Raw genomic sequence first — 20,709 nt, forward strand, 5'->3', positions numbered from 1 at the left:
AGCGTAAGTTTTACTTAGCCTGAGGTCAATCAGATACCGTATCCTAATAGGCTTTGCGTGGTGGCATAGTCGCATCACGGGTCAGACAAGGCCCGAGCCAATAACAAAGGGAACGACGATATGCCGAGACACCGTATGCTGCTTGCCCTTGCCCTGGCGCCCTTTCTGGTGGGCGCGGCCACCGCGCAGGACCTGCCGGACCACATCACGGTTGCGACCGAGGGCGCCTATCCTCCATGGAATTTCAGCAATGCCGATGGGTCGCTTGGCGGCTATGAAATCGAGCTGACCAAAGCCCTCTGCGAGCGCATGAAGATCAAGTGCGATCTCATCGCCCAGGAGTGGAACGGCATCATTCCCGGCCTGACGGTCGGCAAGTACGACGCCATCATCGCCTCCATGGGCGTCACCGAAGAACGCAAGAAAGTCATCGGCTTCTCGAAACCCTATGCCAAGGCCCCCAACGGCTTCCTGACCTCCGGCGACAATGCGCTCAAGGATCTGCCGGATGCCGGCGAGGACTTCGACCTCGCGACGGCGCCAAAGGAGTCCGAAGCGGCCCTGACAGCGTTGAAGGAAAAGCTTTCCGGCAAGATCATCGGCGTTCAGACCGGTTCCACCGCGGCGACGTTTGCGGGGGAATATTTCAAGGGCCTGGACATCCGCGAATATCCCTCCTTCGAACAGCTCGGCCTCGAGCTGACCGCCGGGCGCATCGACCTTGCCGTGGCCAACGTGACGGCATTCAAGGCGGTGATCGACGCCAACCCGGCCGGCACCCTGGTCTTTACCGGCCCCACCTTCGCCGGCGGCGTGCTCGGGCTCGGCACGATCAATGTCGCCTTGCGGCCGGCCGACGAAGCACTGCGGGCGGCGTTCGACGCCGCCGTTACGGACATCAACAAGGACGGGACCAACAAGGCTCTCACCGAAAAATGGTTCGGCGTGGACATTTCGGTCCACGAATAACGCACGTCATCCCCTCCTCTCCAGAGGGTATGACCGCCACGCGACAAGCGCGTGAAGAAGACAATTCAACGATTGCACAGGTGCCGCCATGTTCAAGCCCGTCGGGTCCGCCGAGGCGACGATGACCATTCATCTGGATGGCCAAGCCATTCCGGCGCGGGCCGGTGAAACCATTGCGGCATGTCTTCTGCGGGCGGGCGTCAGCCATTTCCGCACGATGCCGGTCAGCGGCGCCGGGCGATTGCCCTATTGCATGATCGGGCACTGCTTTGACTGCCTGATCGAGATCGACGGCATCGGCAGCCGCCAGGCCTGCCTGAGCGCAGTCGAGACCGGCATGAGGCTTCGCACCCAGAACGGGCCTGCGAGCATTCCGGGATTGGACGTGTGATGATGCCTGCGCCAGACGCCGACGCCATCATCATCGGAGCAGGGCCGGCCGGAATGTCCGCCGCGATCGAACTGGCCTCTTCAGGGTGCCAGGTGATCGTCCTCGACATGCAGCCCTCGCCCGGCGGGCAGATCTATCGCGCGCTCGAAGCCAACATGCAGGCGCGTCCGCAAACGGATGACCTGCTGTCGGCTCTCGGGCCGACCTACAGGGCCGGCCTGTCAGTGATCGAGCGATTTCGGACCACCCCCGGCATCGATTACCGGCCGGGCACAACGGTTTGGGATCTGCGCGCAGACGGAACGGTTGGCTGGCTGAAAGGTGACGCGGCCGGATATCTGCGCGCGCCACATGTCGTCCTCGCCAGCGGCGCGATGGAACGCCCCACGCCGTTTCCCGGGTGGACACTGCCCGGCGTGATGACGGCCGGCGCGGTCCAGACCTTGCTGAAAGCAGGGCGCCTCAAGCCGGACGGCAGGATCGTCCTGGCCGGCACCGGGCCGCTGATCTTCCTGCTCGCCGATCAGTTGCGACGCCTCGGCGTGCGGCCGGCCTTGATCGCGCGCACGGATCGGTTGGCGCACAAGTTCGCCGCCCTCAAGCGGCTTCACCCGGCTGGCGTTCCAGCGCTTCTCAAGGGATTGGGCTGGCTCGCCCGGCTGCGCCTCGCCGGTGTTCCCATGCGGACCGGTATCTCCGGGCTTGAGGCACACGGACACGGCCGCCTCGAGTCCGTGCGCATGATTGCCGCTGGAAGGGCGATCGAGCTCGCCTGCGATCTTCTCGTCGTACACGACGGCATCGTGCCCTCGACGGACCTGGCACACGCCGCCGGACTTGCCCTCGAATGGCGGCAGGGTGACGCAAGCTGGCGCCCTCAAACGACATTGGATGGCCGGGCCGAGACGGCGCCCGGCCCTGCGCTGACCACGGGACCTTGCAGGATCCGCATCACGGGCGATGCGCGCCAGATCGGCGGCGCGGAGGCGGCAATCGCCCACGGACGCCATGCGGCTGGAGCCATCCTCGCGGAACTCGGCAAGTCGGCCGCGGATCGGACGGGCATCGACGCAGAGCACACCCTCGCGGCGCGCGCCTTTCTCGATGCGGCGTTCCCGCCTGGCCTCGCCGCGCAATTGCCCGATGACGCAACCATCGTCTGTCGCTGCGAAGAGATTACGGCGGGCACCCTGCGCACGGCAATCCGCGATGATGCCAGGGACATGAACCTGATCCGCGGCACGCTGCGCTGCGGCATGGGCGCCTGTCAGGGCCGCAGCTGCGCGGCCACGCTGGCCCGACTTCTCATGGAAGCAGATCCGAACGGGACGGCGCCTCCCGCTCCCTTCCGTGCGCGGCCGCCGGCGCGGCCGCTGCCCCTCGGCGCGCTGGCCAACATGACAGGGCTGGACCCGGACCTGGCACAGATTGAATCGCTCGACGACAAGCCTCAAGCCATCGTCGGAGATGACGCCCATGCGTAAGGTCGGCACCGATGTCCTGATCATTGGCGGCGGGCTGCAGGGATGCGCGATCGCCCTCTTCCTCGCCCGCGCCGGCTGTCGGGTGACCGTGGTCGAGAAGAACCTGGCGGGGCGGCATGCCTCGGGCGTCAATGCCGGCGGCCTTCGCTCCCTGATGCGCGACGTGCGCGAATACCCGCTTTCCCTGCGCGCCATGGAGATGTGGGCCAATCTTGCGGATTTCGTCGGAGAGGCCGAAGCCGAAGCCTGCGAGGTCCGGCTTGCAACATCGCAGATCGCGCTCGCGATGGATGCAGCAGAGTTGCAATGGTGCGAGGCACGGTCTCAGGATATGCGGCGCCGGGATATCCTGTCGGAGGAGCTGATCGCGCCCGACGAACTGCACCGCCTGCTGCCCGGCCTTGCCAGCACGGCACGCGGAGGCCTGATCTCGCGGCGTGACGGCCATGCAAACCCTGCCAATGCCGCGCGCGCCTTCCGCAAGGCCGCAGAAGCTGCCGGCGCGCGGATCCTCGAGCAATGCACGCTACGTGACCTCGCCCCCAGACACGCAGGCGGGTGGCGGGCCGATACGGATGCGGGCACAATCGAGGCGGAGTGGCTGCTCAACTGCGCCGGTGCCTGGGGATCGGACGTCGCCGCGCGCCTCGGCGAGACCCTGCCGATCAAGGTCACCGCACTTTCGATGATGGTGACGGCTCGGGTAAAGCCTTTCATCACCCCTGTCGTCATCGGCATCGACCAGCCGCTCTCGTTCAAGCAAAGCGCGGTCGGCTCGCTGGTCATCGGCGGCGGCATTCTGGGCAAGCCCTGCCTGGATGGAGACACCTCCTTCACCATCATGGATCGCATGGCATCGAGCGCCGCGGCCACGGTCGCGGCCTTTCCGGTACTGGCCGGCGTGCCTGTCGTTCGAACCTGGACCGGCCTCGAAGGCACCACCCCCGACGGCATACCGTTCATCGGTCCCAGCCGCCGACATGCCGGCCTCTGGCATGTGTTCGGCTTCTGCGGCCACGGTTTCCAGCTCGCCCCCGCCGTGGGCGAAATCGTCGCGCAATCGCTCGTCTCGGGCAACCTCGATGCGAGGCTCGTGCCCTTCGCCGTCGATCGCCTGCCGCCCCGACCGCCGTGCAACGATGAGGCTTCCCCATGACACCGGGCATGTTCGACCTTTTGGGATTCGGGCCGCAGGGCTGGGGACTGCCCCTCCTCCAGGCCGCAGGCATCACGATTGCCGCCGCTCTCTGCGGCTTTCTTCTGGGAAGCGTTTTCGGGATGGGCGGCGCGACGCTCAAGCTTGCCCGTTCGCCGGTCTTGCGCCTGATCGGCCAGGCCTACACCACGATTTTCCGCGGAGTTCCGGAAATCCTGGTGGTCTACCTGTTCTATTTCGGCGGAAGCGTCGTCCTGACCACGCTCTTGAACACCGGTGGCTTTCCCGGCTTCCATTCCCTGCCCTCCTTCATTATCGGCGTGCTGGCGGTCGGCATCGTCTCCGGCGCCTACCAGACGGAAGCCTATCGGGCCGCCTATCTTCGGCTCGACCGCGGCCAGATCGAAGCCGGCGCTTCGTGCGGCATGTCGAACTTCCTGCTGCTGCGCCGGATCATCGCCCCCCAGACGCTGCGTTTCGCGCTGCCTGCCTTGGGCAATATCTGGCAATCGGCACTCAAGGAAACGTCGCTCCTGTCCGTCATCGGGCTGACGGAACTGCTGCGCCAGGCCGGCACCGCCGCGGGATCAACGCGCCAACCCCTCCTGTTCTACGCCGTCGCTGCGGCGATGTTCCTGATCATCGGCCGCGTCACCGGCGCCGTCCTCGGCCGGATGGAAAACCATCTCGCCAAACCCTGGAGACGCTGATGTTGGACTGGCCCTTTCTGACGGACGTGCTCGGCCAGCTCCTGTCGGGCTTGCCGCTGACACTTCAACTGGCGGCACTGTCGCTCGCGATCGGCTTCGTGCTGGCCGTCGTCATCGCCGGCGCCGCCGGCAGCACCTTCGGTCCGCTGCGATGGATCGCGAAGGCGCATGTGGAGCTCTTTCGCGGCACCCCTCTCCTGCTGCAAATCTTCCTGATCTACTACGGCCTGGGACAGATTGCGCCGCTACGCCACTCCGCCCTCTGGCCCTTTCTGCGCGAACCCTACTGGTGCGCCATCCTGGCACTCGCCCTCAATACCTCGGCCTATACTGCCGAGATCATTCGCGGCGCAATCCAGGCCGTGCCGGCGCATGAGATCGAAGCCGGAAGGGCCTGCGGAATGTCGGGTTTCCTGCTGCGCCGCCGCATCATCTGGCCCATTGCACTGCGCCAGGGCCTGGCCGTCTACGGCAGCGAGGCGATCCTGATGATCAAGGCGACCTCGCTCGCCAGCATCATCACGCTGACCGAGCTTACCGGCATCGCGCACAAGCTGATTTCCTCGACCTATCGCGTGTTCGAGATCTTCATCGTCACCGGCGCGATCTATCTCGCCCTGACCTTCCTGATGAGCACGGCCTTCGCGCTTCTCGAGCGCCAGCTTCATGCCCATCGTCGCGCCTGACCGCGCACCACACGGAGAAACCAGATGGCTTCCGACATCACCCCCGCGGTCCCCGCAATTGCAGTCGATGATCTCCGCAAGCGCTATGGCGCGGTCGAGGTGCTCAAGGGCATCGATTTCCGCGCTCATGAGGGCGAAGTCATCTCCATTCTCGGCGCGTCCGGTTCCGGCAAGTCGACGTTCCTGCGCTGCCTCAACCTTCTGGAGCTTCCCTCGGCCGGCCGGCTGCATGTCTTCGGGGAACAGGTCAACCTGCGAGGGAGCGGGCAAGGCCTTCATATCGCCGAGCGCAAGCAGGTGGATCGCCTGCGCACCCAGGTGGCGATGGTGTTTCAGAACTTCTGTCTTTGGAGCCACATGACGGTGCTCGAAAACCTGGTCGAGGCACCCGTGCATGTGCAACGCCGCAACCGCGGCGAGGTGCGCGACGAGGCAGAGGCCATGCTGAAGCGCGTCGGCCTGATGGAGCGGGCAAAAGCCTACCCGTCCCAGCTATCCGGCGGCCAGCAGCAGAGAGCGGCCATCGCCCGCGCCCTGGTCATGAAACCGCGGGTTCTTCTCTTCGACGAGCCCACTTCCGCGCTCGATCCCGAGCTCGTTGGCGAAGTGCTCAAAGTCATGCGCGACCTGGCAGCGGAGGGACGGACGATGCTGATCGTGACCCACGAAATGGCCTTTGCCCGAGACGTCTCAAGCCGGATCCTGTTCCTCGAGCAGGGACAGATCAAAGCGGAAGGCTCGCCGCGGGCGCTTTTCGGTGGCGGTGTAAACGAGCGCTTCGATCGATTTGTCTCCCGGTTCAGTCAAGGCTGATCACGCGAGCGACCTACGCCAGAATGAAAAACACCTTCCTGACATGCGTGAGGTTTTCCCAGGTGCCCTTGAAACCCGCGGCCACGACGAAACTGTCGCCCTGTCCAAAGGTTCGGGCCACACCGGCCGCGTCGGTCAGGCGCACCGTGCCCTCGAGAATATGGCACAGCTCGTCGTAGTCGCAATCCACGCGTTCGAGGTGCGGTTCGGCCTCCCAGATGCCGGCCATGGCACCCTTATCGACATTCGCGAAATGCCGCCAGCTCTGCGCCCGGTACGGCTGGTCCACCACGGCCGGGTCCGCCGTGATCGTCTGCCTCGGTTCGATCGTGTCCTTTTCGAACGCAATGACATGTCTTGGAAGGGGAGCCATGGGAAATCCTTTCAGGAATCGAAACCGACGCCGGCAGCGTCGAGCGCCTTGTTCAGCAGGGAACGCCGGCCGGTCTCGTCTTCGCGCGCAAGCCCATGCTGCGCCCAGCGAATGCCCAGCCAGCGAACCGGTTCCGGCGGAAAGGGGAACGGAGGACGGCGGAGCATTGTCAGCCGGGTCCGCTCGGTATCACGCTTCTCCAGCAGATCGAGCATTGTCAGCGCGGCGAAGCGGCTGGCCGAAACCCCCTGCCCGGTAAACCCCATGGCATAGGCGACACGATCGTTGTGCGCCAATCCCGCAAAGAACGTCGTGCGCGCCGACGTATCGATGATGCCGCCCCAGGCGTGGGTGAACGGCACGCTCGCAAGGCTGGGCAAAGCGCGCGCAAAATTACGGGACAGGCGGGAAAAACTCTCGCTTTCGCGAAGAAAAGCATCGTCGCGACGCGAGCCGAAATGATAGATCGCGTCATAGCCACCCCAGAGAATCCTGTTGTCCGCGGTCTTGCGAACATAATGGAACTGGTTTCCACAATCCGCGACGCCATGCCGGCCGGTCCAGCCGATCGATGCCAGTTCGCCATCGGAGAGCGGTCGCGTCACCAGGGCATAATCGAAAATCGGGATGACGGCATTGTTCAGGCGCCGCAGGAGCGGCGGCGCCGCATTGGTGGCAAGCACGACCTGCCGGGCGTGAATGACACCGCCCGGCGTCACCAATTCCATTCCGCCCTGACCGTCACGCAATCCGGTGACAGCGGTGTTTTCATGGAGTTCAATGGAATGCGAGAGAGCGACACGCCGGAGCTCCGCCACCATCTTTCCCGGATTGAGAAGGGCGTAATTCGGCTCGAAGAGCCCTGCGGCATAAACCGGCGAATTGAACTTTTCGCGCAGCGCGTCCCCGGTCAGGACCTGGCATTCGATGCCGAACTTTCGGCAGTTGTCGGCCGCGGCTTGAAGGCCTTCGACCTGCCAGGGCTTTTCCGCGACATTCAGCTTGCCTTTGCGTTCGAATTCCACCTCGAGGCCGAATTCTGCCAGATCCGCTTCAAACGCATCGAGATTTGCCCTGCCGAGATGGATCAGGGCCTCGGCTTCCTTCGGCCAGCGCTTGAGCGCGTTGCCCACGCCATGCGAGATCGAGGGCGCGCAAAAACCGCCATTGCGGCCGGATGCGGCGTCACCGCAACGACCCTGTTCAACCAACAGGATGCGGGCTTGCGGTTGCCGCCGCCGCGCCTGCAACGCCGTCCAGAGCCCGGTAAATCCACCGCCGACGATCGCCAGATCGCACGTCGCGTCTGCCGCCAAGGAAGGGCAGTCCGGTTGCGGCGCCACCGTGTCGTTCCAGAATGGATGTCGAACGGCGTTGGAAAGAGTGTCAGACATCTGCGGTTTCTCTGCTCCCGACCATAGCCGTCCAATGCGTCAGTTCCTCGGAATTGGAACCATGCCAAGGCCGCACAATTCATACGCATTCCGCGCTATCTCAGGCAAGCGAGAACGCTCCGGAGACACGCTCCAGGGTTCGGTTTGTCGCCCGTCACAAACTCAATGGCTGGTTTGCGCTCTGTTTGAACTCGACCGTCACGAAGACAAGCGGTTCTTCGCCGATATTTTCCAGGTCGTGGATCATCGATTGGCCCTCGTCGAAGGTGAAATGTTTCGTGTCGCCAGCGGTATAGGTGGCCTCGACGATGCGGCCGTCGCCGTAGTGGCTCCGCGCTCGGCCAGCCGTCAGCGCCGTCCAGAAATAGTTCAGCACATGGCGATGAAATCCGAGGCGCTCACCCGGCGGAATATGGAGATGCCAGATGCGGAGCGTGTCGGTCTCCGAAACCAGCTGTCCGCCCACGCGGCCGTTCTGCTGGTTGGCGGCGAATTCTTCGGTGAGGGCCTTCGGCCAGGTCTCGAATGCGTCCATCGTGGGTTCCTCTAGTTCTGGAGCGGTGGGATCAGCCGCTTGGCCTGGAGCTGGCCGATCTTTTCGATCAGTGTCGCCTCGGTCGAGCGGATTTCGTGGCAGCCGTGCACGCGCAATTTGGTGAGGTCGGACACGACGTCGAAGTCCGTATGGAAGACCCAGTCGCCGAAACTCCAGGGGATGGCGTCGTCGTAGCGGCTTGGAGCGAGCGCGTAGCGTTCCGTCATCGCCGACCACAGGGGGCCTTTGTCGCGCATGTGATCGACGAGGCGGATCGACAGCGGCGGGCCGAGTTCCAGCCCGTAATGGTCGGCGAGTGCCGCCCAGAGCCGCTCCCAACGGAAGAGGTCGCCGTTCGTGACATTGTATGCCTGGCCGGCGGCAATCGGCGCCGTCGCCGCCCAGATGCTGACGCGGGCGAGCAGATCGGCGTCGGTCGCCTGCATCAGCACGCCGTAGCCGGCGGCAGAACCCGGAAAGCGGAACGGCACTGCGAGTTCCCGGCAGATCGCCGCGTAAGCACCGATGACCATGGCCAGGTTCAGCGACTTGCCGCCGATGGCGCCAAGCACGACGTCCGGCCTGAGCAGGGCATAGGTCCAGCCATGCCGCGCGCAATATCCCGCCAGCGTATCTTCGAGATCGTAGTAGAAGTTCGGCGGCATGTGGCGCGGATCGTCCTCGCGCATCGGCGTCTTCACCGGCCCGAGATGCAGGCCGTAGACCTTGCCGCCCTGGAACAGCACCACCCGCTCGATCGGCGCGCCGGCACCCGAGAGCCCGTCCAGCAGGTTCGCCAGCATCGCCGCATTGTGGCGTGCCTCCTCCGCGAGATCCCGGTTCGGAACATAGGCGGCGTAGAAGACATGGGTGACATCGCGCAAGGCCTCGCGATGCGCCGCAAGCGAGGTGGGGTCTGCGAGATCGGCCGCGATCCACGCAACGCCGGACATGAAGGCGGGGGCCCCGTTGCGCGCTGTTCCCACCACGCTCCAATCGGAACAGGTTTCGAGATAGCGGACGACGGCGTGACCGATCACACCGCTTGCACCGACGACGAGCGCCTTCTTCGACATGGTTTCCTCCGGACGATTGTGCTGTCGCCAAAAGCACAGCAGGTTCCGTGCCAGTTATGCGCGCACTGAAAAACGGGGTTTGTCGACCACGGCACTGTCGCAGTGCGACACGGCTGCGACAGCCTGGTGTTGCAGGTGCGGGCGGGCTTTATGAGCATTACGCGAAATGACAGAAGTGGCTGCTTCATGGTATCGGTTTCACGAGGACGTGCTGTTGACGTCACGGACGGGACGGCGACAATTCGCGCGTAAGAGACCACGCCGAACATTATCCGGTTGAGGGCGTTGGGAGGACGTAACCATGACTGCCACGACAAACCATTCGCACACCGTCATTTCCGCGCTCGGCCAATCCGCCCGGCTGCAGGGGACGAACCAGCCGCATCTGTCGCGCGTCGTCGCCTCCTGGGAGCGCTGCGTCGAACAGTATGGTCTCGACCCGTACAAGGTCGCCTTCCCGACCGTCGTCACGCAGACGGAGCTCAAGAGCTACCAGGAGCGGGTGGAGGACCTCATCGCGGTTGCGATGCCGGAAGTTGAGAGGCTGTTCACCCGTTTCGTCGCGCACGACTACATCGTCTCCCTGACGGATGGCCGCGGCGTTACGGTGCTGTTCCGCTCGCAAAACCCGTCCGCAGGCAAGTGCGCCGATTCCGGCCTGATCCTCGGCGCGGTCTGGTCGGAGGAGTTGCAGGGCACCAACGGCATCGGCACCTGCCTTGCCGAGGCAAAGCCGGTCTCCATCGTCATGGACAATCATTTCGACGAGCGGCTCGTCGATTTCAGCTGCACCGTCGCGCCGATCTTCGGCGGTGGCGGCAAGGTTGCGGCAGCGCTCAACGTCAGCACGGCCCGGCCCAGCGACCATTCGGTGCAGTCGATCGTCAGCGAAGTCGTGCGCCGTGCCGCGCGCCGCATCGAGAACCGCTTCTTCTCGCGCTGCCACACGGGCCGCGACCTGCTGCGCGTTTCGCAATATGAGGATTTTTCCGATGTCGGCGTCGAGATGCGCATGGCGCTCGATTCCTCCGGCCGCATCGTCGATGCCACGCCGGATGTGCTGCGTTTCCTGTCGCGCAAGAACGCATCGCTGATCGGGCAATCGCTGTTCGACGTCACAGGTGCTGGCCGCAACGTCTTTTCCAGCGCGGAATCGGCGGCGATCGAGGTGAACGGCAACCGGTTCTTCATCCGCCTTGCCGAATCCGACAAGCGGCCGGCCCTTGCCGTGACGTCGTCGCGCGTGCTTCCGAAGGCGGCGGCGCAGGCGCCGGACATGAAATTGCTGGTCGGCGACGATCCCGCGATGGCGCTCCAGATCGGGCGCATGCAGAAGCTCGTCGACCGCCGCCTGCCCGTGCTGCTGCAAGGCGAGACCGGCTCGGGCAAGACGGCGCTCGCCAAGGCGCTGCACCAGGCGAGCGCCTGGTCGAAGGGACCCTTCGTCTCCATCAACTGCGCCGCCATTCCCCCGGAACTCATCGAAAGCGAGTTGTTCGGCTACCGCCCCGGCGCCTTCACCGGCGCCTCCAAGCAGGGCTCGAAAGGGCGGATCGCCGAGGCCGATGGCGGCACGCTGTTCCTCGACGAAATCGGCGACATGCCGCTGGCGCTCCAGACGCGGCTGTTGCAGGTGCTGTCGGACGGGGAGTTCGTCGCTGTCGGGGCGACCGAGCACACCAAGGTGCAGTTCTCGCTGATTTCGGCAAGCCTGCACGATATTCCAAAACTCGTCGAGGAGGGCCGCTTCCGGCAGGACCTGTTCTACCGCCTGAGCGGCGCGACGCTGAGTGTTCCGCCGCTGAGGGCACGGACCGACCGGCATCTCCTCATCGAGCGGTTTCTCCTGCGCGAGGCGGCAGAAGCCGGCATCCCGGACGCGCGGATCGAGCCGGCGGTGCTGAAGGTCCTGCTCGCCTACCAGTGGCCCGGCAACATACGGGAGTTGAAACACGTCGCCCGTTTCGCGGCAACGCTGGCGGAAACCGCGACGATCTCGCTTCGCGACCTCCCTCCGCCCTTCAAGTCGGAAGGCACCGGTACGGTGAGCGACGAGCGCCAGATCATCGAGCTGGCGTTGCAGCAAAGTGGCTGGAACGTCAAGCTCGCCGCCCAGCGGCTCGGCATCTCGCGCGCGACCCTGCACCGCCGGATTTCCGCGCTCGGCCTGATCCGCATGGCGTCGGCGCCTTGAGATGCATGGCGTGTCGCAGATGTGACACGCGCCTGTCGCGGGGTTTTGCGCCTGCGACACGAAGATTTTCGCTAAGTATTTGAAATAAAGCAGTTTTGGAAGTTGGCACGCTTCCTGCTCCGTCTCTTGCGAGGCTGGCGATCATCGTCAGGAAAGCAAGGAGGAGCATCCGATGTCGAACAAGAGTGAAACCACATCCGAGGGCCGCGTCGAAGGCAAGGTCGCGATCGTGACCGGAGGGGCGCTGGGCATGGGGCGGGCCTTCTCGCTCCGGCTTGCGGCCGAAGGTGCGACGGTGGTGGTGACCGACATCAATCGCGAAGACGGCGAGAAGGTCGTCGCGGATATCGAGGCGGCGGGCGGCACCGCCGAATTCCACGTGCTCGACGTCTCCTCCGAGGAAGACTGGGCGAAGCTGCAAAAATCCGTCGAGGATAAATTCGGCAAGGTCGATATCCTGATCAACAATGCCGGCATCTATCTCTCCGGCACGACGGAGAACACCGACATCGCCGCCTGGGACAAGACTTTCTCGATCAACGCCAAGGGCGTGTTCCTCGGGTCGCGCGCTGCAATCCCGCTGATGCGCAAGGCGGGCGGCGGCTCGATCGTCAACATCAGCTCGAACTGGGGCATTGTCGGCTTCCCCGACGCGGTTGCCTATGTCGCCTCCAAGGGTGCCGTGCGCCTGCTGACCAAGGCGACGGCAACGGAAGTGGCCAAGGATGGCATCCGGGTCAACTCGGTGCATCCGAGCCTGACGATCACCCATCTGTCGAAGGACATCGTCAACGACCCGGTCGCCACCAAGGCGCTGCTTGGGCCGTCCCTTCTCGGCCGTCCCGCGAAAGCAGAAGAGATCGCCAACGGCGTGCTTTTCCTCGCCTCCGACGAATCCTCCTACATGACCGGCAGCGAGCTGGTCATCGACGGCGGTTATCTCGCGAGCTGATCGCCTTCGGTCGAGCGGAGGTTCGTCATGACCCAAATTCTGGTGGAGGCGCGCGGCGTCTCCAAATCCTTCGACGGTGTACCTGCCCTCGTCAACGGCGAGATCACGCTCGCCGCCGGTGAGGTGCTGGCACTTTGCGGCGGCAATGGTGCCGGCAAATCGACCTTCCTGAACATCCTCATGGGCCTGCTCCAGAGAGATAACGGGACGGTGCGCATCCACGGCCGGGAGGTTAATTTCCGCTCGCCTGCGGATGCCCTTGCGGAAAGCATCGCCATCATCACGCAGGAGCTTTCCCCGGTGCCCGACATGACCGCGGCCGAGAACATCTTTCTCGGCCGGGAGCCGCGGCGCCGCGGGGGGCTTGTCGATCATGCGGCGATGCTGCGGAACGCGCGCCAACTGCTGGCGGAGCTGCATTTCGACGTCGATGCGGCGCGAAAGATGGTGCAGCTCTCGCTGGCGCAAACCCAGCTGGTGGAGATCGCGCGCGCCATCAGCCGCAACGCGCGCATCCTCATCATGGACGAGCCGACCTCGGCCATCGGCGAGCACGAAACGCAGATCCTGTTCGACGCCATCCGGCGCCTGACCGCGAGCGGCGTCGGCGTCATCTATGTCAGCCACCGGCTCGAGGAACTCTTCGAGATCGCCGACCGCTACACGATCTTCCGCGATGGCCGTTACATCACCAGCGGCAACATGGCGGAGATCGACCGGCGCCACCTGGTGGAGCTGATCATCGGCCACGAAATGCCGACACGCAGCGAAGCCGCGGGCGCGAGGGCGGACGATGCGCCGATCCTGCTCGACGTGGAGCACCTGTCGCACCGTCAGCAGTTCCACGACATCAGCCTCAGCCTGCGCGCCGGCGAGATCACCGGCATCTATGGCCTGATGGGCTCGGGCCGCAGCGAATTCCTGAACGCCGTCTACGGTATCGGCGCGCGCAGCGAAGGCATGGTGAAGCTCTGCGGCACTGTCTTGCCGCCCCAGCGTCCGGACCGGGCGATAGCCGCCGGCATGGCGATGGTGACCGAGGACCGCAAGGACACCGGGCTCAATCTCGAAGCCTCGATCCGGCACAACATCTCGATGCCCGTGCTCGGCGGCTTGGCGCGGTTCGGCATGATCGCGCGCAGTCGGGAGAAGGTGTTGAGCGCCGGCATGATCAAGCGGCTCTCGGTGCGTGCCAGTGGCGACGGCCTCAAGGTCGCGGCCTTGAGCGGCGGCAACCAGCAGAAGGTGGTGGTGGCACGCTGCCTCGCCTCGCAGCCGAAGGTGCTGATCTGCGACGAGCCCACCCGCGGCATCGACGAGGGCGCCAAGCAGGAGATCTACCAGCTCCTGCGGGATTTTGCGGCGGGGGGCGGGGCGGTGCTCGTCTGTTCCTCGGAGGCGCCGGAACTGCTGCAGCTCTGTGGCTCCATCGCGATCTTCAAGAAGGGCCGATTGAAGCGCTTCGTGCGCGCCGCCCAATCCGACCAGCGCACACTTTTGCACGAGGCATCCTTGAGCCTCAGCCTCGAGGAGGGGGAGGAAAATGTCCATGAACAGTGAAAGTCTTCGTAAGCCGGGCAGCCCGGCCCTGTCGCAATTCGGCAATGCCGCGCGCAACATCCTGCAGAACCAGGGTATCCTGATCGTCTTTGTGCTGCTCTGCGTCGTGCTCACGCTGTCGAGCGAGTTCTTCCTGACCTGGAACAACTGGACGAACATCATTCGCCAGACCGCGATCAACGGCATTCTGGCGATCGGCGTCACCTATGTGATTCTCGCCGGCGGCATCGATCTGTCCGTCGGCTCGGTCATGGCGCTCTGCGGCGCGGTGGCGGCAAGCTTTTCAGTGACGCCCGACCATTCGTTCATCGGCGTGGCCCTGCTGGCAAGCCTCGCCACCGGGTTCGTCGCCGGGCTCGTCAACGGCATGCTCACCGCCTATCTTCGCATCCCCGCCTTCGTCGTGACGCTCGGCATGTTGAGTGCCGCGCGCGGCCTGACCTTCATCTACACGGACGGCCGCCCGATCTCCAACCTGTCGCAGCCGTTCCTGTGGTTCGGCAACGGGGCGGTGTTCGGCATTCCCGTGCCGATCGTGACCCTCGCGGTGGTCTTCGCGGTCTGCTGGTTCGTGCTGCGCTACACGGTGTTCGGCCGCCACGTCTACGCCGTCGGCGGCAACGAACGGGCCGCGATCACCAACGGCGTGCGCACCCGCCGCGTTACCGCCCTCACCTACATCGTCTCCGGCGTGCTCGCCTCGCTTGCCGGCGTCATCCTCACCGCCCGCTCGACCGCCGCCCTGCCGCAGGCCGGCATCGCCTATGAACTCGACGCCATCGCGGCCGTGGTGATCGGCGGCACCAGCCTTTCGGGCGGCAAGGGCACGCTGATCGGCACCGTCTTCGGCGCGCTGATCATCGGCACCATCAACAACGGCTTGGATCTATTGGGAATTTCTTCCTACTACCAGCAGGTCGTCAAGGGCCTGATCATCGTGGGCGCCGTCCTGCTCGATGTCGGGCGACGCCGCTAGACTTCTACCAACCACAGAACCTCGGGAGGATATGTCTGTGAAACTGAAGAAACTCGCCCTCATGGCAGCCGCGTTGACGCTGATGTCGACGCAGTCCGCATGGTCCGAATACCGCATCGCGCTGATGCCCTTCGGCCTGCCGGAATATATGTCGACCTTCGTCAACGAGATCGAGCAGCATCCGCTCGTCAAGGACGGCACGGTCAAGATCACCGTTCTAGACGGCCGCTTCGACGCCTCTGTCCAGAGCAACCAGATGGACACGCTGATCACCCAGCGGGTCGATGCCATCATCTTCTCGCCGATCGATTCCGAGGCCGCGACCGCACCCGTGGCGCGTGCCGCCGCGGCCGGCATCCCCGTCATCGGCGCGGTAACGAAGGCCAATTCGAACCAGATGTTCGCCTATATCGGCACCAACGATGTCGACGGCGGCCGAATCATCGCGGAGCATATGGCGAGCGAACTGAAGGGCGCGGGCAATGTCGTCATCCTCGAAGGCCCGATCGGCAACTCGCCGCAGCTGCTCCGCCGCGAGGGCATCGACGGCGTGCTGGCAAAGAACCCGGAGCTGAAACTCCTCGCCTCGAAGACGGCCAACTGGTCGCGGGCCGAGGGGCTGGCCGTGATGGAGAACTGGCTCTCGCTCTACGGCGATGCCGTCAACGGCGTGATCGCCGAAAACGACGAGATGGCGCTCGGCGCGATCCAGGCGATCGAAGGCAAGGGGCTCGACACGGCTAAGGTGAAGGTCGTGGCGATCGACGGTATCCAGGACGGTATCCGCGCCGTGAAATCACATGGCCTGTTCACGCTGTTCAAGTCCGCCCATCACGAGGGCCAGGGCGCGCTCGACCTCGCGCTGCGGGCCGTCGTCGGCGAGAGCTACGAGCCGAAGGCCGACATCTGGCAGGGTGACATGACGTGGGCCGGCGGCACGGCCAAGCAATATGACGTGCCGTGGATCGAGATCACCCCGGCCAATGCCGACAAATTCTTGAAGAACTGACCAAGGACCCGACCGGGAGGAAGCTCCCGGTCGATCCGTTTGGATTGCGGAGGTTTTACAATGTTGAAAGACAAGATCATTCTCATCACCGGTGGTGCCAAGGGAATGGGCGAAGCCCATGCGCGGCTCTTTGCCGAGCGCGGCGCGACAGTGCTGATCACCGACATGGACAGGCGAGGCGAAGCCGTCGCTCAAAACATCGTCGAGGCTGGCGGCAAGGCGCATTTCTGCACCCTCGACGTCACGGACGAGGCGCAATGGAAGGCCTCCGTCGAATGGGCGATGGCCAACCATGGCCGGATCGACGGGCTCGTGAACAATGCCGGCATCCTGATCCGCAAGACGATCACCGAGATCGACATGGCCGATTGGAACGCCCTGTTCGACATCAACGTGAAGGGTACGTTCCTCGGCTGCAAACATGTCCTGCTCGCCATGCAGGCAAGTGGCACCGGCGGCTCGATCGTCAACGTATCCTCGATCTCCGGCCATGTGGCGAACATGGAAGGCATGAGCGCCTACTGCGCCACCAAGGGCGCGATCCGTCTCCTGACCAAGGGTGTCGCCGTGGACTATGCGAAATTCGGCATCCGCGTGAATTCGGTGCATCCCGGCACGATCTCCACGCCGATGACCGCGGAATACGAGGCTGATCCGAGCAAGCACGAGATGCTGGTCGGCGTTACGGTGATGGGACGCATCGGCCAGCCCCGTGAAGTCTCGGAGGCCGTGGCCTTCCTGCTCTCGGACGGAGCATCCTACATGACGGGTTCGGAAATGACGGTGGACGGCGGTTTTACCGCCGTGTGAGGCCTGCGCCTCCACATCGAGACGTCAATTCCGTCAATGAAAAGGTCCGGCAGCTTGGCCGGGCCTTCGTTTTCTCTCGCAGCCTCTACCTGGCAACGACCGTCGCGCGCCCTCCCCAGGTGGCCACATCCCGTCCGCCATTGTCCACGATCGCGCGAACAACCGCGTAGTAGCCCGGCCGGGGAGATTGCTGCAGAGCAGCCACGAACTGTGGCCTCGACCAAAAGCAAGGCCGCCGGCACGCCGAAAGCCCGGTTCCCAAGGCGATCGCGGTGCCCGCCCCGCACGTCCAGAAGGGCCGGCGTGTACCGTTCAGTCATCAGCAGCGGCGCGTGGGGAGAGCTCGTTTTCTCGTCGCGAACCTCTTGGCGTCGTGCAGGACGTCTCCTCCTCGCTTCGACCTCTCAAGCGGCAGCGCCCAGCCAGGACTAAGTGAGCGGTTAAAGTCGCTAATAGCTATATAAACCGCTCACCCCGTCTTACCCTTGGAATGAAGTATAATGCCATTCTATTGTTGATTTTGTTACCCTCTAAAGGAAATGGTCCTGTTCATCGAATAGAAACACAAAAATCCCACCAAAGAGAATTCGCCACGTCTCACCAGGGGTGCCCTCGACGATACTCGGGCGCTGGCGCTGCTCGCCCGGAACATCACTCTCCTACTCACTCTTCTTCCGCGATCTCACCTATAGAGACTGTTTCCATGTCGAAGCAATACCCACCCAGCTCATGCGGCGGACTGGAGCTTCTTCCGATTGGTATGGAGGGCGGGTGCTCTCGCCTGTTCCTCCGACGCCACGGAAGTGGAGCAGGACTCTTACAATCTGCGCATTCGATTCAATCGAACGCAGCAGCAGACCGGATGTCGTTTTGACTACCGGCCCTTGTTGGCACATCGACTGAAGGGGTAGGCCTCGAAATATGCTCACTGTGGATGCCGGTTCGCCACGCAGAAGGCCGCGCTTCTTGCGGAAGGCCAGAGAACGATGTAGGCGCCCCCTGGTTGAAAGCCGCGCCCGAGACCGGAAGGAATGACGCAACTCACATCAGGTTTGCCCATTGGCCGCATCGCCCCCGGAGATTAACGGCCAGATGGTGGCTCAACTAAGCCATGGTGGGTCGATATTTCATCCAAGGCTTGCCGCCCCCTCGCGGCAAGATTGGATGGAGCAGCGTGGCGACAAACTATAATTCGCCGTATACCATCCGCCCTCGTAGCATTCGAGACACGGATACCCTCCCCTCACCTAGGCCCACGTCTCATAGCTCTTGAGCATTTATGCGCCTGCAACAGATCGGTTCTGCGACCGAGAAAGCGGAGCCGGGCGAGAAGAAGGTCACCGCCACCCGCCTGCCCGCCGGAGCAGCTCCGACCGTGGTGGCGCGGTGCGAGCGATGTAATGTGCGCGCACCCGAAATTCATCCGGACCAAGGCCCCGTGTCGGCCGTTAGACGCAGCGTCGGAGATACCGCTTTCAGCGTGGGTCGAGCCATGGAGATATCGACTATATCGACCGGGATCAGGGCCGACGTTGACGATCTAGCCGCAAGGATTGGGCGGTGGATCTTCGTTGTTCTGCCGCTGCGCGGGGCGCCGACCGCCTGCGTCTACTCCCCCTTTCCGTCCGAAACCGAACGGTGGTCTTCACAAATGACAAGCGGCTGTAGACCGTCATTGCTGATCCGCAATCCGACGGCACATCCACCATCGCCAATCACTCTTCAAAGTGTACTGGGTTCCGCTGACGACGTCGCAATCATCGACCCGACGTGCTTCCAGTTGGTTTTTGTGGATGCCCGAAATGTTCCTAGACGCAGCCGGGAATGGAAACATCCAATCTTGACAATCGATTGATGAGGCCCCCCTACCTTGGGAAGCGATGCCGCCGTATTCAAACTTGGGCGGCAGCCCGTTGAGGATCTCCATCATCCTCTGAGATAGGCATCCCTGCCCTTCGTGTATCGCTCAAATTTTGGGCCTCAACATCAACCATATTTTCGGAATCCTATTCATCGAGGCTTCCAATGGCCGAACAATACACGCCCCAAAAGTGGAGGAATTCATTTTTAAGATGCGGAGTTGGCTTGCTATCCCGGCAAGCCGATCGCAAGCACTGTCGGAACGCCGAAAAGTTTGCTGTGCAGTCGCGAGAAGGAGGAGCAAGCGTTTGCCAGTTTTTAGCGGCGTTCCCCCGGCACGGATAATCATTCTCTTCCATAATGAATCGCTCACCCTCCGCTTGGGCGCAGTGGCGTAAATTGCGTTTCAGATCGGCGGCGCGAGTCGTAGCGGAAGCTTGTATTTCCGCGCGGCCTGTCGTGTGGCATCGCCGCTCGAACATACGCGATCCCTTTCGGCCAGCGCGTGAGAAAATATATAGCCGCGCTTTTCGGTCAACTATCCATTACGCACGCTACTCGAAAGCCGCTGTGATGTGTCCCGCAATGCATCATTGATCGTTACTCAGAACAAAGAGACGCGGTTTTGCCGTCACGCACACTTGGCTCCTAAGGTTGAGAGAGGACTATTCGTATGTCTCGGCACGCAGATATCCACGTTGTGGGCGTGCGGTTGAATGGCTAGGCGTGGTGGCTAGCGGGGCAGGGGATTGCGAGGCGAGCCAGAGAATTTGGCGCGGGTATCGTAGACGGCAAATTTCTCGCTACTGGACCACTAATGCGGAAGCGACATAACCCGCGCCGTAGGATAGTACGAAGCGCTTCAAAGCCCATGTCTTACAAAACCCTGACAGCTGTCAGGGTTCCCGCGTCTCCTCGCAAGCCTATTCGCTCTAAGAAGGTAATGCCTAGTGGAGCTGGAACGGATTTATCTCGGTTTTGTTGACCCTTGATAATCAATGGATTCAAATCCTCATCGCGGTGATTGAACCGATAACAGGTTTCACCAAGATAGAGATGAAACAACTTCTTTAGTACACCACGGTATGGATACAGCCAGTTTTTAGCGTATGACCAGAAGCCTTCGATCCCGTTGATATGGTCGCGCCCGACCGGCCGGCCTTTCTCCTTTCGGATGACGACATGGTCGCCGCGCAGTCGCAAGGTGGCATAGGCCTGCCATTCGTCGGCATAGTAGAGCGAACATCCCGGTTCTCCGCCTGGATCAAGTTTATAATCGAGGTTCGGTCGTGCGCGGGGATCGGCTGGGCCTTGACGGTCCCGTTACGCTTGACAATGCCGAAGACGATGACCTTGCCCGCTGCGCCCCAGCCCCGCTTGCCTTTGCATGCTCCACCGAAGGTCGTCTCGCCACATTCAAGACTGCCTTCGATAGGATCTTGCAGATGCTCGGCATGGGCCATGGCGACGCGGATCAGCCGATAAATGCGCTCGGTTGCTGGGCGGCTCGCCGGAAGCGAGAACCGCTGCCGATAGACCGGAACGCCCCAAACAATGCGCTGTACCGATTGCGTCTTGGTCCCGCCATCGAGGGCGCGAGGCATCCCAAAGCGTCTTTGTCGCGCGGCGCCGGCGCCCGCAGGCACGGCACTTAAACCGTCCGTCGCCAAGCTGAGAACTCCAGCCATAACTGCATTGTGGGCAAACAGACATGGGCAGGTCCTCGCAAATTTGGTCCAAGATCGTTAGGCATTGCCAAAT

The 20,709-nt window shown here is 63.2% G+C and carries 19 protein-coding genes; 13 read left to right on the forward strand and 6 right to left on the reverse strand.

All coding sequences use genetic code 11. The features are described from left to right. Positions 1–120 precede the first annotated feature (120 nt). From VGN93_RS26700 to VGN93_RS26730, 7 genes are all read left to right on the forward strand, one after another. Positions 121–969: a transporter substrate-binding domain-containing protein gene (locus tag VGN93_RS26700; RefSeq protein ID WP_327509984.1), complete on the forward strand. Its 849-nt coding sequence runs from the start codon at positions 121–123 to the stop codon at positions 967–969. 88 nt (positions 970–1,057) lie between these two features. Then, a complete protein-coding gene (locus tag VGN93_RS26705; RefSeq protein WP_327509985.1) occupies positions 1,058–1,360 on the forward strand; it encodes a (2Fe-2S)-binding protein in 303 nt (100 codons plus the stop codon). Positions 1,361–1,362: 2 nt separating this feature from the next. Next, on the forward strand, positions 1,363–2,844 hold the full coding sequence (locus VGN93_RS26710; protein ID WP_327510042.1) for an FAD/NAD(P)-binding oxidoreductase: 1,482 nt from the start codon (positions 1,363–1,365) through the stop codon (positions 2,842–2,844). Next, complete coding sequence (locus VGN93_RS26715; RefSeq protein WP_327509986.1) at positions 2,837–4,000, forward strand: FAD-dependent oxidoreductase; 1,164 nt, start codon at positions 2,837–2,839, stop codon at positions 3,998–4,000. Before VGN93_RS26710 ends, VGN93_RS26715 begins: the two co-directional genes overlap by 8 nt. Further along, entirely contained in the window at positions 3,997–4,710 is a 714-nt protein-coding gene (locus VGN93_RS26720; protein ID WP_327509987.1) for an ABC transporter permease subunit, read from the forward strand. Before VGN93_RS26715 ends, VGN93_RS26720 begins: the two co-directional genes overlap by 4 nt. 2 nt (positions 4,711–4,712) lie before the next feature. After that, positions 4,713–5,396: an ABC transporter permease gene (locus tag VGN93_RS26725; protein ID WP_414714183.1), complete on the forward strand. Its 684-nt coding sequence runs from the start codon at positions 4,713–4,715 to the stop codon at positions 5,394–5,396. Positions 5,397–5,420: 24 nt separating this feature from the next. Continuing rightward, on the forward strand, positions 5,421–6,209 hold the full coding sequence (locus VGN93_RS26730) for an ABC transporter ATP-binding protein (RefSeq protein WP_327509989.1): 789 nt from the start codon (positions 5,421–5,423) through the stop codon (positions 6,207–6,209). 13 nt (positions 6,210–6,222) lie between these two features. On the opposite strand, the gene VGN93_RS26735 is transcribed toward VGN93_RS26730, so the two are convergent. The 4 genes from VGN93_RS26735 to VGN93_RS26750 form a co-directional block, all read right to left on the reverse strand. After that, the gene (locus VGN93_RS26735; RefSeq protein ID WP_327509991.1) at positions 6,223–6,582 is read right to left on the reverse strand and encodes a cupin domain-containing protein; all 360 of its coding nucleotides are present in this window, start codon (positions 6,580–6,582) and stop codon (positions 6,223–6,225) included. A gap of 11 nt (positions 6,583–6,593) precedes the next feature. Then, entirely contained in the window at positions 6,594–7,976 is a 1,383-nt protein-coding gene (locus tag VGN93_RS26740) for an FAD-dependent oxidoreductase (RefSeq protein ID WP_327509992.1), read from the reverse strand. 154 nt (positions 7,977–8,130) lie between these two features. Beyond that, on the reverse strand, positions 8,131–8,511 hold the full coding sequence (locus VGN93_RS26745) for a hypothetical protein (RefSeq protein WP_327509993.1): 381 nt from the start codon (positions 8,509–8,511) through the stop codon (positions 8,131–8,133). A gap of 11 nt (positions 8,512–8,522) precedes the next feature. Then, the gene (locus VGN93_RS26750; RefSeq protein ID WP_327509994.1) at positions 8,523–9,587 is read right to left on the reverse strand and encodes an SDR family oxidoreductase; all 1,065 of its coding nucleotides are present in this window, start codon (positions 9,585–9,587) and stop codon (positions 8,523–8,525) included. A gap of 301 nt (positions 9,588–9,888) precedes the next feature. On the opposite strand from VGN93_RS26750, the gene VGN93_RS26755 reads away from it, so the two are divergent. The 6 genes from VGN93_RS26755 (at position 9,889) to VGN93_RS26780 (ending at position 17,088) form a co-directional block, all read left to right on the forward strand. Next, a complete protein-coding gene (locus VGN93_RS26755; RefSeq protein WP_327509995.1) occupies positions 9,889–11,781 on the forward strand; it encodes a sigma-54-dependent Fis family transcriptional regulator in 1,893 nt (630 codons plus the stop codon). 172 nt (positions 11,782–11,953) lie between these two features. Next, positions 11,954–12,733 carry a glucose 1-dehydrogenase gene (locus tag VGN93_RS26760; RefSeq protein WP_327509996.1) on the forward strand — a complete coding sequence of 260 codons (780 nt, stop codon included), beginning with the start codon at positions 11,954–11,956 and terminating at the stop codon, positions 12,731–12,733. A gap of 27 nt (positions 12,734–12,760) precedes the next feature. Beyond that, positions 12,761–14,293, forward strand: coding sequence for a sugar ABC transporter ATP-binding protein (locus VGN93_RS26765; protein ID WP_327509997.1), 1,533 nt, complete (start codon positions 12,761–12,763; stop codon positions 14,291–14,293). Then, positions 14,283–15,269 (forward strand): ABC transporter permease, encoded by a 987-nt coding sequence (locus VGN93_RS26770; RefSeq protein WP_327509998.1) that lies wholly within the window; start codon positions 14,283–14,285, stop codon positions 15,267–15,269. The genes VGN93_RS26765 and VGN93_RS26770 overlap by 11 nt, the downstream gene beginning before the upstream one ends. 37 nt (positions 15,270–15,306) lie before the next feature. After that, a complete protein-coding gene (locus VGN93_RS26775) occupies positions 15,307–16,278 on the forward strand; it encodes a substrate-binding domain-containing protein (RefSeq protein WP_327509999.1) in 972 nt (323 codons plus the stop codon). Positions 16,279–16,338: 60 nt separating this feature from the next. Continuing rightward, on the forward strand, positions 16,339–17,088 hold the full coding sequence (locus VGN93_RS26780) for a glucose 1-dehydrogenase (RefSeq protein WP_327510000.1): 750 nt from the start codon (positions 16,339–16,341) through the stop codon (positions 17,086–17,088). A 2,736-nt stretch (positions 17,089–19,824) separates the two neighbouring features. On the opposite strand, the gene VGN93_RS31360 is transcribed toward VGN93_RS26780, so the two are convergent. Together VGN93_RS31360 and VGN93_RS31365 are read right to left on the reverse strand one after the other, a co-directional pair. Continuing rightward, complete coding sequence (locus tag VGN93_RS31360; RefSeq protein WP_414714184.1) at positions 19,825–20,124, reverse strand: hypothetical protein; 300 nt, start codon at positions 20,122–20,124, stop codon at positions 19,825–19,827. Further along, positions 20,019–20,618: a hypothetical protein gene (locus VGN93_RS31365; RefSeq protein ID WP_414714185.1), complete on the reverse strand. Its 600-nt coding sequence runs from the start codon at positions 20,616–20,618 to the stop codon at positions 20,019–20,021. The genes VGN93_RS31360 and VGN93_RS31365 overlap by 106 nt, the downstream gene beginning before the upstream one ends. Positions 20,619–20,709: the final 91 nt, after the last annotated feature.

This window comes from Shinella sp. (genome assembly GCF_035998705.1).
Taxonomy (GTDB): domain Bacteria; phylum Pseudomonadota; class Alphaproteobacteria; order Rhizobiales; family Rhizobiaceae; genus Shinella.